This window comes from Thiomicrospira sp. R3, from assembly GCF_029581415.1.
In the GTDB taxonomy this organism is placed as follows: Bacteria; Pseudomonadota; Gammaproteobacteria; order Thiomicrospirales; family Thiomicrospiraceae; genus Thiomicrospira.
The window spans coordinates 71731-86708 of sequence record NZ_CP121121.1; the positions used below are offsets into that span (position 1 = coordinate 71731).

Genomic DNA, 14978 nt, shown 5'->3' on the forward strand with positions numbered 1-14978 from the left:
CCTGGCCTTATTTACCACCATGGCTTTACCACATAATACTCAATAACCGGCAATGAAGGTGCCAAGTGCTGTCGCGAGGCCATTACTTGTTGCGCCGTCACATCCAACCAATACCAATTTTCAGTGCTAAAATTTAAATCAGCCACGGTCCACTGCTCCGTTACGCTGAGCACCTGACGCTGTTGACCAGCAACTTCTTTGGTTTCAACGTCACCCGCCTGCAATACAACATGAGCAACCAAACCAAACAATCGCTGTTCCGGAAGATCAAACCGCATTGAAAAACGCTGTGTTTGCTGTGGACGCAAAGACCAAAAACCAAAACTTTGATAAATTTCTGCTTGACGCAAACCCGATAAATCTATGCCAGAAGCAAGACGGTAGGTTTCAACCAAACGCCCCTGCTCAAAAGCAAAACCGATCAAGTCTCGGGTATACCAATACTGCCTAGTGTCTTCCAAATAGCCCAAATTCATAAAAATTGGGCGTCTATTATCGAGTTGTAAAGACAAAATAGCATAGGGCGATTGCGCAATCTGTTGTTCAGCAATCGTAGGCCGCTTTAATAATTGGAACACCGAAACGCTATCAGCCACCACCGAATCCGTCGCTGGATTTGATGAGCAACCGAAAAGAAAAACCGCACTAAAAAGTGCGGTTAATGCTTGACGAGGCAGGCGAAAACTCACGGTTATTATCTTGTAACGGTTGTACCGGTTGTACCGGTTGTACCGGTTGTACTGGTTGTCGATCCAACATTGCTACCAATTACAACAACCGCACCTACCGCTGCAGCCACTGCAACACCTGCCGCAGCGGCACCTGTACCACCTGCAGCGGCACCTGTACCACCTGCTGGGTTAGCTAAAACAGTGCCTGACATACCTAAAGTTGAAATTGCAATAACAGACGCTAATAAAGTCTTTTTCATAATGAACATACTTTTGGAATAGATAAAAATTTCACAACGCTTATGTATAATACTAAAGCCCCCCCCTAAAAACTACTAAAATCGCATATTTTTTAAAAAAACAAAGCAAATTCCGACAATGAGTTCAATATAAATCGAATAGATTCCGGCCTGCGCCGACATGACGGGGTGAAAGCCGACATGACGGTTACTTTATTCGTCATCCCGGCGTAGGCCGGGATCTATTAAGGGTTTGCAACACCGGTTTGAGATGCCGGATCAAGTCCGGCATGACGGGGTGAAAGCCGACATGACGGTTACTTTGTTCGTCATCCCGGCGTAGGCCGGGATCTATTGAGGGTTTGCAACACCGGTTTGAGATGCCGGATCAAGTCCGGCATGACGGGGTGAAAGCCGACATGACGGGGTGAAAGCCGACATGACGGGGTGAAAGCCGGCATGACGGGGTTACGGCTTTATGTCACTTAGCTGTGCATTGCGCAGTTGCATAACTTCGGTCTCTGTTAAGCCGGTTTTGCTGGCAATGGTCAGATCATCGAGCACATCTAATAAGCCTTGTGCGATAGTCAATCTTTCAAGATGACGCCCCTCTTCCCTTCCCTCTTCCCTTCCCTCTTCCCTTCCCTCTTCCCTTCCCTCTTCCCTTCCCTCTTCCCTTCCCTCTTGACGCCCGGCCTCTCGTCCCTTTTTCTCCGCATCCATTGCAGCGGTGTCGATGACGTTTTTAAGGTCTCGATAGTATTTTAAGCTGGCCTCGTAACCTTCGCGTTCTTGCGGTGTGAATTTGGCGATTTGGGCTTTTTCAAAGAGGCGCTCAAAGATCTTGGTTTGTAGTCGTTTAGGAACCGCCTGGAGTTTGTGGAGGTTTTTGAATAGGTATAACCATTTGTCTTGGTCGGTGTCGAGTTCGTCTTCGGTTTTGTTGAAGTTGGGCATGGTTAAATAGATAAACATGCATTTGTCGTAAAATACTTGGTTGTGTTGGTTTTTGAGTTGAACGGTGTGAATCACTTCGTTGCGACCGGTTTGTTTATCTTCTTCAAAGATAAAATCTAATATGCCGATGGTATAGACGGCGCTAAGTTCAAAGTTCCAGTCGTCGCCGCGTTGCGCTTGTTGCTGAATCGGGAAGCTGGCGTAAAACACACTGCGATCTTTAAAGAAGTTTTGTTTGGCTTTTTGTATTTCGACAATAAAATGTTCGCCGCTGGGGCTGGTGCAGTTTAGATCAAATACCGCCCGGCGATCGAGTGATGTGGCGCCAAGGTGTTCGTTGTGGGTAAAGTTGAGTTCTTTTACTTGGTGTTTTTGCGGCAATAGGGTGTTAAGAAAGGCAATAAGCTGCTCTTTGGAGTCTTCTTCTCCAAAAAGTTTTTTAAATCCGAAGTCGGTAAATAAATTGATGTATTGTTCTTTCATGATTCAACGCCTAATTCTTATTACAAGCTGAGACCTTTGCAAAACCCCGCTATTTCTAAAGTTAAATTCTAAAATTCGACTTTTTTGAATATAGAACTTGCAATTTAGTCCTTTTTCGCTGTTTTACGTCACTTTTATGACGGTTTTTTGCTATTTTGTGCGCATATCCTGTTTTTTGGATACACGCACCCCTTGAGCCTTAGCTCAGTTGTATGTTTATTGCGCGTTTTAGGTTGTATCCAATACACATGAGTGTTAATTTTGCCGCATTGCGCTTTAGGCCGTTATAGCGGGCTTGTGCCATTCCATAGTGCTGTTTTAATACACCAAAGGTGCGCTCCACGATGTAGCGTACTTCTGAGGCTAATCGGTTGTGTTGCTTTTGTTGTTCGGTGAGCGCTGTATTGCGATAAGCACGGTGCAGGATGTTATTTTTAATCCGCTTGGTTTTGAGTAGTTTGTCGTGCGCTTGGCTTTTGTAGGCACTATCGGCATACACGACTTTTCGCTGCCCGTTAATAGGGTCTCGAAGGTCTGAGAGTCGTGGCTTGATCCGGTGGTGAAGTCGTTGGTTTTAATGAATCCGTCTTCATCGACATTAATGTGGGCTTTAAAACCGTAGGTCGATGTTTTCTTGCCATTGGAGGCGGTTTTGACATTGTAGCTGGCCTGGGTGTCTTGGGTGTTTTCGCCTTTGGCGTTTTTGTGGGGCGGTTGTTTTTGGCTTGGATAACACTGGCATCAATAATACTGACTTCACCGGCTTTCATGATCAGGCCTTGTTGGCGCAGCTGATGATTGATGTTTTCAAATAGGGCATCCAATAGGTTGTCTTGTTGTAGACGTTGGCGAAAACGCCAGATGGTAGAGTGATCAGGTACACTATCGGTTAAGCTGAGCTGGACAAAGCGACGAAATAATAAATCGCGAGCCAGTTGTTTTTCACAGGCTGGATCGCTGAGGTTGTACCAGGTTTGTAATAATAGGATCTTGAACATGAGTAGTGGTGGGAAGGCACGCTCACCCATTGGGTTGTTATGGATATTGAGCATTAAGGCTTCACACGCTGACCAGTCAATTAGCTCTTCAACTCCATCTAATTCATTGAGTGCCGGATGGGGGCAGATAAGTGCATCAGCGAGTGAGGTCTGTGAGAGGTTTTTCCATGCCATGTGATAAAATCCAGTTATATGTAATAATTGTTTGTTATTTTAACTCTTAATCGCAAAACTTGCAGATTTATAGTGGTTTGGCAAGCTTTTCTCGTGCAAAGGTCTCAAGCTATATTAATTTTAGCACAGAATGAATTAAGCTGGCCTGGCGGCGCATTGACAGTTACTTTATTCGTCATCCCGGCGTAGGCCGGGATCTATTAAGGGTTTGCAACACCGGTTTGAGATGCCGGATCAAGTCCGGCATGACGGGGTGAAAGCCGACATGACGGTTACTTTGTTCGTCATCCCGGCGTAGGCCGGGATCTATTAAGGGTTTGCAACACCGGTTTGAGATGCCGGATCAAGTCCGGCATGACGGGGTGAAAGCCGACATGACGGTTACTTTGTTCGTCATCCCGGCGTAGGCCGGGATCTATTAAGGGTTTGCAACACCGGTTTGAGATGCCGGATCAAGTCCGGCATGACGGGGTGAAAGCCGGCATGACGGGGTTACGGCTTTATGTCACTTAGCTTTGCATTACGCAGTTGCATAACTTCGGTCTCTGTTAAGCCGGTTTTGCTGGCAATGGTCAGATCATCGAGCACATCTAATAAGCCTTGTGCGATAGTCAATCTTTCAAGATGACGCCCTTCTTCCCTTCCCTCTTCCCTTCCCTCTTCCCTTCCCTCTTCCCTTCCCTCTTGACGCCCGGCCTCTCGTCCCTTTTTCTCCGCATCCATTGCAGCGGTGTCGATGACGTTTTTAAGGTCTCGATAGTATTTTAAGCTGGCCTCGTAACCTTCGCGTTCTTGCGGTGTGAATTTGGCGATTTGGGCTTTTTCAAAGAGGCGCTCAAAGATTTTAGTTTGTAGTCGTTTAGGAACCGCCTGGAGTTTGTGGAGGTTTTTGAATAGGTATAACCATTTGTCTTGGTCGGTGTCGAGTTCGTCTTCGGTTTTGTTGAAGTTGGGCATGGTTAAATAGATAAACATGCATTTGTCGTAAAATACTTGGTTGTGTTGGTTTTTGAGTTGAACGGTGTGAATCACTTCGTTGCGACCGGTTTGTTTATCTTCTTCAAAGATAAAATCTAATATGCCGATGGTATAGACGGCGCTAAGTTCAAAGTTCCAGTCGTCGCCGCGTTGCGCTTGTTGCTGAATCGGGAAGCTGGCGTAAAACACACTGCGATCTTTAAAGAAGTTTTGTTTGGCTTTTTGTATTTCGACAATAAAATGTTCGCCGCTGGGGCTGGTGCAGTTTAGATCAAATACCGCCCGGCGATCGAGTGATGTGGCGCCAAGGTGTTCGTTGTGGGTAAAGTTGAGTTCTTTTACTTGATGTTTTTGCGGCAATAGGGTGTTGAGAAAGGCAATAAGCTGCTCTTTGGAGTCTTCTTCTCCAAAAAGTTTTTTAAATCCGAAGTCGGTAAATAAATTGATGTATTGTTCTTTCATGATTCAGCGCCTAATTCTTATTACAAGCTATATTAATTTTAGCACAGAATGAATTAAGCTGGCCTGGCGGCGCATTGACAGTTACTTTATTCGTCATCCCGGCGTAGGCCGGGATCTATTGAGGGTTTGCAACACCGGTTTGAGATGCCGGATCAAGTCCGGCATGACGGGGTGAAAGCCGGCATGACAGTTACTTTGTTCGTCATCCCGGCGTAGGCCGGGATCTATTAAGGGTTTGCAACACCGGTTTGAGATGCCGGATCAAGTCCGGCATGACGGGGTGAAAGCCAACATGACGGTTACTTTATTCGTCATCCCGGCGTAGGCCGGGATCTATTAAGGGTTTGCAACACCGGTTTGAGATGCCGGATCAAGTCCGGCATGACGGGGGTGAAAGCCGACATGACGGTTACTTTATTCGTCATCCCGGCGTAGGCCGGGATCTATTAAGGGTTTGCAACACCGGTTTGAGATGCCGGATCAAGTCAGGCATGACGGGGGTGAAAGCCGGCATGACAGTTACTTTATTCGTCATCCCGGCGTAGGCCGGGATCTATTAAGGGTTTGCAACACCGGTTTGAGATGCCGGATCAAGTCCGGCATGACGGGGTGAAAGCCGGCATGACAGTTACTTTATTCGTCATCCCGGCGTAGGCCGGGATCTATTAAGGGTTTGCAACACCGGTTTGAGATGCCGGATCAAGTCCGGCATGACGGGGGTGAAAGCCGACATGACAGTTACTTTGTTCGTCATCCCGGCGTAGGCCGGGATCTATTAAGGGTTTGCAACACCGGTTTGAGATGCCGGATCAAGTCCGGCATGACGGGGTGAAAGCCGGCATGACGGGGTTACGGCTTTATGTCACTTAGCTTTGCATTACGCAGTTGCATAACTTCGGTCTCTGTTAAGCCGGTTTTGCTGGCAATGGTCAGATCATCGAGCACATCTAATAAGCCTTGTGCGATAGTCAATCTTTCAAGATGACGCCCTTCTTCCCTTCCCTCTTCCCTTCCCTCTTCCCTTCCCTCTTGACGCCCGGCCTCTCGTCCCTTTTTCTCCGCATCCATTGCAGCGGTGTCGATGACGTTTTTAAGGTCTCGATAGTATTTTAAGCTGGCCTCGTAACCTTCGCGTTCTTGCGGTGTGAATTTGGCGATTTGGGCTTTTTCAAAGAGGCGCTCAAAGATCTTGGTTTGTAGTCGTTTAGGAACCGCCTGGAGTTTGTGGAGGTTTTTGAATAGGTATAACCATTTGTCTTGGTCGGTGTCGAGTTCGTCTTCGGTTTTGTTGAAGTTGGGCATGGTTAAATAGATAAACATGCATTTGTCGTAAAATACTTGGTTGTGTTGGTTTTTGAGTTGAACGGTGTGAATCACTTCGTTGCGACCGGTTTGTTTATCTTCTTCAAAGATAAAATCTAATATGCCGATGGTATAGACGGCGTTAAGTTCAAAGTTCCAGTCGTCGCCGCGTTGCGCTTGTTGCTGAATCGGGAAGCTGGCGTAAAACACACTGCGATCTTTAAAGAAGTTTTGTTTGGCTTTTTGTATTTCGACAATAAAATGTTCGCCGCTGGGACTGGTGCAGTTTAGATCAAATACCGCCCGGCGATCGAGTGATGTGGCGCCAAGGTGTTCGTTGTGGGTAAAGTTGAGTTCTTTTACTTGGTGTTTTTGCGGCAATAGGGTGTTAAGAAAGGCAATAAGCTGCTCTTTGGAGTCTTCTTCTCCAAAAAGTTTTTTAAATCCGAAGTCGGTAAATAAATTGATGTATTGTTCTTTCATGATTCAACGCCTAATTCTTATTACAAGCTATATTAATTTTAGCACAGAATGAATTAAGCTGGCCTGGCGGCGCATTGACAGTTACTTTATTCGTCATCCCGGCGTAGGCCGGGATCTATTAAGGGTTTGCAACACCGGTTTGAGATGCCGGATCAAGTCCGGCATGACGGGGTGAAAGCCGGCATGACAGTTACTTTGTTCGTCATCCCGGCGTAGGCCGGGATCTATTAAGGGTTTGCAACACCGGTTTGAGATGCCGGATCAAGTCCGGCATGACGGGGTGAAAGCCGGCATGACGGGGTTACGGCTTTATGTCACTTAGCTGTGCATTGCGCAGTTGCATAACTTCGGTCTCTGTTAAGCCGGTTTTGCTGGCAATGGTCAGATCATCGAGCACATCTAATAAGCCTTGTGCGATAGTCAATCTTTCAAGATGACGCCCTTCTTCCCTTCCCTCTTCCCTTCCCTCTTCCCTTCCCTCTTCCCTTCCCTCTTGACGCCCGGCCTCTCGTCCCTTTTTCTCCGCATCCATTGCAGCGGTGTCGATGACGTTTTTAAGGTCTCGATAGTATTTTAAGCTGGCCTCGTAACCTTCGCGTTCTTGCGGTGTGAATTTGGCGATTTGGGCTTTTTCAAAGAGGCGCTCAAAGATTTTAGTTTGTAGTCGTTTAGGAACCGCCTGGAGTTTGTGGAGGTTTTTGAATAGGTATAACCATTTGTCTTGGTCGGTGTCGAGTTCGTCTTCGGTTTTGTTGAAGTTGGGCATGGTTAAATAGATAAACATGCATTTGTCGTAAAATACTTGGTTGTGTTGGTTTTTGAGTTGAACGGTGTGAATCACTTCGTTGCGACCGGTTTGTTTATCTTCTTCAAAGATAAAATCTAATATGCCGATGGTATAGACGGCGCTAAGTTCAAAGTTCCAGTCGTCGCCGCGTTGCGCTTGTTGCTGAATCGGGAAGCTGGCGTAAAACACACTGCGATCTTTAAAGAAGTTTTGTTTGGCTTTTTGTATTTCGACAATAAAATGTTCGCCGCTGGGGCTGGTGCAGTTTAGATCAAACACCGCCCGGCGATCGAGTGATGTGGCGCCAAGGTGTTCGTTGTGGGTAAAGTTGAGTTCTTTTACTTGGTGTTTTTGCGGCAATAGGGTGTTAAGAAAGGCAATAAGCTGCTCTTTGGAGTCTTCTTCTCCAAAAAGTTTTTTAAATCCGAAGTCGGTAAATAAATTGATGTATTGTTCTTTCATGATTCAGCGCCTAATTCTTATTACAAGCTATGTTAATTTTAGCACAGAATGAATTAAGCCGGCCTGGCGGCGCATTGACAGTTACTTTATTCGTCATCCCGGCGTAGGCCGGGATCTATTAAGGGTTTGCAACACCGGTTTGAGATGCCGGATCAAGTCCGGCATGACGGGGGTGAAAGCCGGCATGACAGTTACTTTATTCGTCATCCCGGCGTAGGCCGGGATCTATTAAGGGTTTGCAACACCGGTTTGAGATGCCGGATCAAGTCCGGCATGACGGGGGTGAAAGCCGGCATGACAGTTACTTTATTCATCATCCCGGCGTAGGCCGGGATCTATTGAGGGTTTGCAACACCGGTTTGAGATGCCGGATCAAGTCCGGCATGACGGGGTGAAAGCCGGCATGACGGGGTTACGGCTTTATGTCACTTAGCTTTGCATTACGCAGTTGCGCAACTTCGGTCTCTGTTAAGCCGGTTTTGCTGGCAATGGTCAGATCATCGAGCACATCTAATAAGCCTTGTGCGATAGTCAATCTTTCAAGATGACGCCCCTCTTCCCTTCCCTCTTCCCTTCCCTCTTCCCTTCCCTCTTCCCTTCCCTCTTCCCTTCCCTCTTCCCTTCCCTCTTCCCTTCCCTCTTCCCTTCCCTCTTGACGCCCGGCCTCTCGTCCCTTTTTCTCCGCATCCATTGCAGCGGTGTCGATGACGTTTTTAAGGTCTCGATAGTATTTTAAGCTGGCCTCGTAACCTTCGCGTTCTTGCGGTGTGAATTTGGCGATTTGGGCTTTTTCAAAGAGGCGCTCAAAGATCTTGGTTTGTAGTCGTTTAGGAACCGCCTGGAGTTTGTGGAGGTTTTTGAATAGGTATAACCATTTGTCTTGGTCGGTGTCGAGTTCGTCTTCGGTTTTGTTGAAGTTGGGCATGGTTAAATAGATAAACATGCATTTGTCGTAAAATACTTGGTTGTGTTGGTTTTTGAGTTGAACGGTGTGAATCACTTCGTTGCGACCGGTTTGTTTATCTTCTTCAAAGATAAAATCTAATATGCCGATGGTATAGACAGCGCTAAGTTCAAAGTTCCAGTCGTCGCCGCGTTGCGCTTGTTGCTGAATCGGGAAGCTGGCGTAAAACACACTGCGATCTTTAAAGAAGTTTTGTTTGGCTTTTTGTATTTCGACAATAAAATGTTCGCCGCTGGGGCTGGTGCAGTTGAGATCAAATACCGCCCGGCGATCGAGTGATGTGGCGCCAAGGTGTTCGTTGTGGGTAAAGTTGAGTTCTTTTACTTGGTGTTTTTGCGGCAATAGGGTGTTAAGAAAGGCAATAAGCTGCTCTTTGGAGTCTTCTTCTCCAAAAAGTTTTTTAAATCCGAAGTCGGTAAATAAATTGATGTATTGTTCTTTCATGATTCAACGCCTAATTCTTATTACAAGCTATGTTAATTTTAGCACAGAATGAATTAAGCTGGCCTGCGCCGGAATCTCAACCCTAAATACCTTTTTTACCAAGGACAACGCCAATCGTACGAATAAGGGTTTCAATTTCCAGCCAAATGCTCCAATTCTTGATGTAGTACAAATCATACATTAGCTTTTGGCGAGCATCTTCCGCACAGCTCCCATAGGGATACAGCACCTGCGCCCAACCCGAAATCCCAGGTGCGACTAGGTGGCGTTCATGATAAAACGGGATTTCCTTTTCATAATTATCAACCAAAATCGTCCACTCTGAACGCGGGCCAAAAAAGTGCATATCCCCTTTCAGCACATTCCATAATTGCAGCAACTCATCAATGCGGGTTTTACGCATCACAGAACCAAATGGAAAAATACGCGGATCGTCCTCCTGAGTGTAAGGATCAAAATGCCCATCCACATGCATCGACCGAAACTTATACAGGGTAAATTCCTTACCACCTCGACCAACCCGCGCTTGCGAAAAAATCACCGGACCGGGCGATTCGCGGCGAATTTTCCACATTGCATACAGCATCACCGGCCAAACCAACGTCAGCAAACTCAACGCCGCCGCAATATCAATCGTGCGTTTCATCAGGTACTGGCTGGTTGAATACGCGGAAACCTGTTCAAGATAGGCTAAATCGGTAGATTGGTAATTAATAAAACACTTGCGTAACAAACCCTCCATAAACTGCTCAAACTTAACCAATTTCACCCCGGCTAAATCGGCATGGGTTAATTGCTTAATCCAGGCCTGCTGATCAAGCCGCTTCGATTCTTCAGACCCGGTTGCCTGCCCCTGCTCTGGCAACACCACATAATCCGGGTCAAAGTTTTGCAAGGTAGTGGCTAAAGCATCACGGTCTTGCAAAAACTGCCACTGAAAATTTTGCGCAGTTAATCGTGCCTCTTCAAATTTTGTAAACGGATAGGGCGACAAGAACAACACACGCACTGGCTGCTGTTGACGCGTATGGCACCAATGGTTAATTAACAACCGCGATAATAACAACACAAACGGGGTTAAAAACGCCCAAATCAACAAGACCTTGCGTCCAAATTCTTGGGTAGCCAATACCACAAAAGCAACCACCAGCAACGCTACTAAAATGAAGCCCCAAACTTGAAACACCAGTTGCAGTTTTTGTGCCAACGTACGATGCAAATAACGACTATACCCCTTAAGCAACAAACTACCCACCACCATTGCTAAGCCAGCTGATAAGCCCAACCAGAGATAAGGCTCACTCCAGGCTGTATCACTAAAAATGGCATGTAAAAAAACTAACAACAACAAGGGCAACAACAGATCAGATAGCGCAAAAAACAGCAATGTGCGTCGACTGGAATAGCGAATAATATTTTGCATAGATCCCTTCAAAACAAAAAACTTAAAATTATCACAAATTATCACAAAATCTTGACACCACAGGAAGGATAAAAGAATGTTTTGTGAATAAATACCGCGATCAGGGTGCAGGTCAAAATCTCAAACCTGCGGCACACACCTCACTTATACCCCTTAGGATTGCTCAACTGCCAACGCCAAGCGTCTTGGCACATGCGCTTAATATCTAATTCGGCTTTCAACCTTATCCATCCAAACCTGACCGTCGGATACCAAGCCAATATTAAATGCCAACCGACTCGCCGACCGAGAACCGATAATGCCCTGATGCCCCTCACACTCCAAATAATCTTTCATGACTTTCCATGCCAGCTCGTGCGTAGACTGCAACTGACCCAGGGCTTTCAAATAATTCTTAAAACACTGAACCAACGAATATCTTGACCTGGCATAAAGTGATAACTCCTTTGCACGGCTTTCACTAAACCTCAAAAGATCCCGGCCTGCGCCGGGATGACATAAATCACCCCGTCATTCCGGCGCAGGCCGGAATCTCAAACCAAATCACCCCGTCATTCCGGCGCAGGCCGGAATCCCATACCAAATCAGCCCGTCATTCCGGCGCAGGCCGGAATCTCCAACCAAATCAGCCCGTCATTCCGGCGCAGGCCGGAATCTCAAAACAAATCACCCCGTCATTCCGGCGCAGGCCGGAATCTCCAACAGACACACCCGCCCCATCAACAAACCCCACCAAATCCCCAACAACCTGTTCAACAACATCAGGCAACCCATCCAAACGCCGACGTACTAACGCCCGAACCGCAACCCCATCCGCCACAAAACGCGACAACAAAGCCGACCCCACAAAACCCGTTGCACCGGTTAAAAATACGTTCATTACTTATACCCCTTAGGATTGCTCAACTGCCAACGCCAAGCGTCTTGGCACATGCGCTTAATATCTAATTCGGCTTTCCAGCCCAAGGCGGCAAACGCACCACAGGGGTCAGCGTAACATTGCGCCACATCACGCAAAAATATAATGTGATTGTGCGCCACTGTTTCAAACTCAACGGCATACATACTCAATCCCTCTCAACCAACAAACCAAACCCTATATTACCGAAAACACAGGCTTAACGCCAACCCTCAAGAGATCCCGGCCTACGCCGGGATGACACAATTAAAATGCCGGGATGACATAAAAAACCATGATTCCGGCTCTTTTTTCGTCATTCCGGCGCAGGCCGGAATCTCAAACCGGCACTTCAAACAATTGAATCCCACAAATCAGTCCAATCAGGATTCATCTCAGAAACCAGCCTATTCTTCCAATCACGATGCCAATTCTTCAACGCCTTTTCACGCCTAATCGCTTCGGACATATCCTCATGTATCTCAAAATAAACTAACTTTGTTACATTATATTGCTTGGTAAAGCCATCAATAAAGTGATTACGATGTTGATACACTCGCTGCACCAAATTTGACGTTACACCAATATAAAGAACGTTATTATTTTGATTAGACATCATATACACGGCTGGCTGCATACAAACCCTCAAAAGATCCCGGCCTACGCCGGGATGACGTAAATAAAAGGCCGGGATGACGTAAATAAAAGGCCGGGATGACGTAAATAAAAGGCCGGGATGACACCCTTCCCGTCATCCTGACGAAGGTCAGGATCTCAAACCAACTATGCAAACCCATCAAAAGATCCCGGCCTGCGCCGGGATGACGTAAATTAAAAACCGGGATGACACAAAAAACCGTCATTCCGGCGCAGGCCGGAATCTCAAGCCGACTGAGCAAACCCTCAAGAAATCCTGAAACAAGTTCAGGATAACCTAACCTGATTACTTATACCCCTTAGGATTGCTCGACTGCCAGCGCCAAGCGTCTTGGCACATGCGCTTAATATCTAATTCGGCTTTCCAGCCCAAGGCGGCAAACGCACCACAGGGGTCAGCGTAACATTGCGCTACATCACCAGGCCTGCGGGCGACGATCTCATAAGGCACGGCTTTGTTTGACGCCTGCTCAAATGCTTTAACCATTTCTAAAACAGAATAGCCTTGCCCAGTGCCTAGGTTTAAGGTCACCAGGCCTGGTGATTGCAACCTCTTTTGCAACGCGGCTAAGTGGCCTTTAGCTAAATCCACCACATGAATATAATCGCGCACGCCTGTGCCATCGACCGTATCGTAATCGCCACCAAACACAAACAGCTTCTCACGCAACCCCACCGCCACCTGCGACACAAACGGCATTAAATTATTAGGGATACCGTTTGGGTCTTCGCCAATTAAACCCGAATCATGCGCGCCAACAGGATTAAAATAACGCAACAAAGCGATTGACCAGGCCTGGTCACTGGCAAACACATCGCGCAAAATATTCTCAACCATCAACTTCGACGCCCCATACGGATTAGTGGTCGATAACGGAAAATCCTCGCGAATCGGCACACTCTTTGGGTCTCCGTACACCGTCGCCGACGAACTAAACACCACCCGCTTACAATCAAACTCCGCCATCACCTCAAACAACGCCACGCTGCCCGACACATTGTTATCATAATAACGCAACGGCATCGCAACTGACTCACCCACCGCCTTTAACCCAGCAAAATGAATCACCGCCTCAATCTTAAAGCGCGTAAAAACTGAGCGCAACACCTCACGATCACGAATATCCCCCTCAATAAAAACCAGTCTCCCGTCATTCCGGCTCTTTTCTCCGTCATTCCGGCGAAGGCCGGAATCTCCCAACCCCACGTCATTCCGGCCTTTTTCCGCGTCATTCCGGCTCTTTTCTCCGTCATTCCGGCGCAGGCCGGAATCTCCAACCAACAACTCAACCCCTGCAATCCCAGCAACCCGCCGCAAACTCTCAACCGACGAATTACCCAAATTATCCACCACCACCAAATCAAACCCTGCCGCCAAAAGCTCCACAACCGTATGCGACCCGATATACCCTGCTCCACCTGTTACTAAAATCATCGTGCAACCTTTGAGAGCAACTCATCATAAATATTCAAATGCGCATCCACGACCTTTTCTATCGCAAATTCTCTCTCGGCCAATTCTCGGCCTGCTTTGCCCATAGATTTTCGTTTATCAGGGTTTTCGATTAAATCCTGAATCGCATCCGCCAGAGCTTCCGCATCACGCACCGGGACTAAAAAACCTGTTACCTTATCCTCAATTGCATCTCGACAGCCTGGTACATCAGTTGTCACAACCGCACGACCACATGCCGCCGCTTCAATTAATGCTTTTGGCAACCCTTCTCTATAAGACGGCAAACAAGCGATATTAGATTCAGCATAAACCTGATCAATATCTTTTCTAAACCCCCAAACCTCAACTAAGCCCTGACTCACCCAGTCAGTAAGTTGTGATTTAGTTACGCTGGTTCTATTTCCTTCGTCAATATCACCGACCAAACACATTCGAACATCAATACCACGAGATTTAAGAACCCGCGAGGCATCAACAAACTCCACAACACCCTTATCAACCAGTAAGCGAGCAACTACGGTTACAACCGGGACATCAACCGATTCGGGTAAAAATTTATAAAGATTTAAATCAACCCCTGACCCACGGATTAAAACCGACTTTTCTTCAGCCAATCCAATCCAATTTGATAACAAAGATTTATCACACTGATTTTGAAAGATAATCTTTTGATTGTTGTGCCCAAATGCAAACCGGAAGAAGAACCAAAGCACCGAACGCACAACCTTTGCTTTAAGTGAATTATCAATAAAAACGGTACCCAATCCCGCCACAGCCGAAACAACTGCAGGCACACCCGCCAAACGTGCCGCAATGCCGCCATATAAATAAGGCTTAATCGTCACCAAATGTACTAGGCCGGGTTGTATTTGTTTAAACAAACGGCGCAAAGCAATAATAGTGGAAAGCTCAGCAAACGGTTTCATCCCTTTACGCGACATAGCAACTGAATGATATTTAAATCCCTTATCCGCTAAAATTTCAGGACAAACCCCAGGTCCAATCACATGCACTTCAAAATCTTTGTTTATCAAAGCCAAACCGATTGGCATACGATGCGAAACAAAGTAAGCCGAGTTATTAACAACAAAAGCTATTCTTTTCATTGGGTCACTTATTAAAAATCGCCGCAAAGCGCGT

General features: G+C 46.7%; 14 protein-coding genes and 1 pseudogene. All 15 read right to left on the minus strand.

The genetic code is table 11. From position 1 onward, the window contains the following. Positions 1-11: 11 nt before the first annotated feature. A complete protein-coding gene (locus tag P8S55_RS00335) occupies positions 12-689 on the minus strand; it encodes a YjbF family lipoprotein (RefSeq protein ID WP_289224317.1) in 678 nt (225 codons plus the stop codon). 5 nt (positions 690-694) lie between these two features. Beyond that, entirely contained in the window at positions 695-931 is a 237-nt protein-coding gene (locus P8S55_RS00340; RefSeq protein WP_289224318.1) for a hypothetical protein, read from the minus strand. 447 nt (positions 932-1378) lie between these two features. Then, entirely contained in the window at positions 1379-2350 is a 972-nt protein-coding gene (locus P8S55_RS00345; RefSeq protein WP_289224319.1) for an Rpn family recombination-promoting nuclease/putative transposase, read from the minus strand. A 199-nt stretch (positions 2351-2549) separates the two neighbouring features. Beyond that, positions 2550-3522: pseudogene (locus P8S55_RS00350) on the minus strand (IS5 family transposase). A gap of 492 nt (positions 3523-4014) precedes the next feature. Next, positions 4015-4962 carry an Rpn family recombination-promoting nuclease/putative transposase gene (locus P8S55_RS00355; RefSeq protein ID WP_289224320.1) on the minus strand — a complete coding sequence of 316 codons (948 nt, stop codon included), beginning with the start codon at positions 4960-4962 and terminating at the stop codon, positions 4015-4017. Between the two features lie 849 nt (positions 4963-5811). Further along, entirely contained in the window at positions 5812-6747 is a 936-nt protein-coding gene (locus tag P8S55_RS00360; RefSeq protein WP_289224321.1) for an Rpn family recombination-promoting nuclease/putative transposase, read from the minus strand. A gap of 301 nt (positions 6748-7048) precedes the next feature. Beyond that, positions 7049-7996, minus strand: a complete 948-nt coding sequence (locus tag P8S55_RS00365; protein WP_289224322.1) for an Rpn family recombination-promoting nuclease/putative transposase — start codon at positions 7994-7996, stop codon at positions 7049-7051. Positions 7997-8408: 412 nt separating this feature from the next. After that, positions 8409-9404, minus strand: coding sequence for an Rpn family recombination-promoting nuclease/putative transposase (locus P8S55_RS00370; protein WP_289224323.1), 996 nt, complete (start codon positions 9402-9404; stop codon positions 8409-8411). Positions 9405-9486: 82 nt separating this feature from the next. Beyond that, the gene (locus P8S55_RS00375; RefSeq protein WP_289224324.1) at positions 9487-10827 is read right to left on the minus strand and encodes a sugar transferase; all 1341 of its coding nucleotides are present in this window, start codon (positions 10825-10827) and stop codon (positions 9487-9489) included. Between the two features lie 198 nt (positions 10828-11025). Beyond that, positions 11026-11298 carry a nucleotidyltransferase substrate binding protein gene (locus P8S55_RS11135; protein WP_353957014.1) on the minus strand — a complete coding sequence of 91 codons (273 nt, stop codon included), beginning with the start codon at positions 11296-11298 and terminating at the stop codon, positions 11026-11028. Between the two features lie 154 nt (positions 11299-11452). After that, positions 11453-11707, minus strand: a complete 255-nt coding sequence (locus P8S55_RS00385; RefSeq protein ID WP_289224326.1) for an NAD-dependent epimerase/dehydratase family protein — start codon at positions 11705-11707, stop codon at positions 11453-11455. Continuing rightward, positions 11707-11892 (minus strand): hypothetical protein, encoded by a 186-nt coding sequence (locus P8S55_RS00390; protein ID WP_289224327.1) that lies wholly within the window; start codon positions 11890-11892, stop codon positions 11707-11709. Before P8S55_RS00390 ends, P8S55_RS00385 begins: the two co-directional genes overlap by 1 nt. 185 nt (positions 11893-12077) lie before the next feature. Continuing rightward, positions 12078-12362, minus strand: coding sequence for a GIY-YIG nuclease family protein (locus tag P8S55_RS00395; protein ID WP_289224328.1), 285 nt, complete (start codon positions 12360-12362; stop codon positions 12078-12080). Positions 12363-12668: 306 nt separating this feature from the next. Then, a complete protein-coding gene (gene galE, locus P8S55_RS00400; RefSeq protein WP_289224329.1) occupies positions 12669-13817 on the minus strand; it encodes a UDP-glucose 4-epimerase GalE in 1149 nt (382 codons plus the stop codon). Further along, complete coding sequence (locus tag P8S55_RS00405; protein ID WP_289224330.1) at positions 13814-14944, minus strand: glycosyltransferase family 4 protein; 1131 nt, start codon at positions 14942-14944, stop codon at positions 13814-13816. The genes galE and P8S55_RS00405 overlap by 4 nt, the downstream gene beginning before the upstream one ends. Positions 14945-14978 lie beyond the last annotated feature (34 nt).

What these genes read in the sequence shown, in the direction of transcription:
- P8S55_RS00340 (WP_289224318.1), bottom strand. Translation starts at nt 931, where the DNA reads ATGAAAAAGACTTTATTAGCGTCTGTTATTGCAATTTCAACTTTAGGT.
- P8S55_RS00345 (WP_289224319.1), bottom strand. Translation starts at nt 2,350, where the DNA reads ATGAAAGAACAATACATCAATTTATTTACCGACTTCGGATTTAAAAAA.
- P8S55_RS00355 (WP_289224320.1), bottom strand. Translation starts at nt 4,962, where the DNA reads ATGAAAGAACAATACATCAATTTATTTACCGACTTCGGATTTAAAAAA.
- P8S55_RS00360 (WP_289224321.1), bottom strand. Translation starts at nt 6,747, where the DNA reads ATGAAAGAACAATACATCAATTTATTTACCGACTTCGGATTTAAAAAA.
- P8S55_RS00365 (WP_289224322.1), bottom strand. Translation starts at nt 7,996, where the DNA reads ATGAAAGAACAATACATCAATTTATTTACCGACTTCGGATTTAAAAAA.
- P8S55_RS00370 (WP_289224323.1), bottom strand. Translation starts at nt 9,404, where the DNA reads ATGAAAGAACAATACATCAATTTATTTACCGACTTCGGATTTAAAAAA.
- P8S55_RS00375 (WP_289224324.1), bottom strand. Translation starts at nt 10,827, where the DNA reads ATGCAAAATATTATTCGCTATTCCAGTCGACGCACATTGCTGTTTTTT.
- P8S55_RS00385 (WP_289224326.1), bottom strand. Translation starts at nt 11,707, where the DNA reads ATGAACGTATTTTTAACCGGTGCAACGGGTTTTGTGGGGTCGGCTTTG.
- P8S55_RS00390 (WP_289224327.1), bottom strand. Translation starts at nt 11,892, where the DNA reads ATGTATGCCGTTGAGTTTGAAACAGTGGCGCACAATCACATTATATTT.
- P8S55_RS00395 (WP_289224328.1), bottom strand. Translation starts at nt 12,362, where the DNA reads ATGCAGCCAGCCGTGTATATGATGTCTAATCAAAATAATAACGTTCTT.
- galE (WP_289224329.1), bottom strand. Translation starts at nt 13,817, where the DNA reads ATGATTTTAGTAACAGGTGGAGCAGGGTATATCGGGTCGCATACGGTT.
- P8S55_RS00405 (WP_289224330.1), bottom strand. Translation starts at nt 14,944, where the DNA reads ATGAAAAGAATAGCTTTTGTTGTTAATAACTCGGCTTACTTTGTTTCG.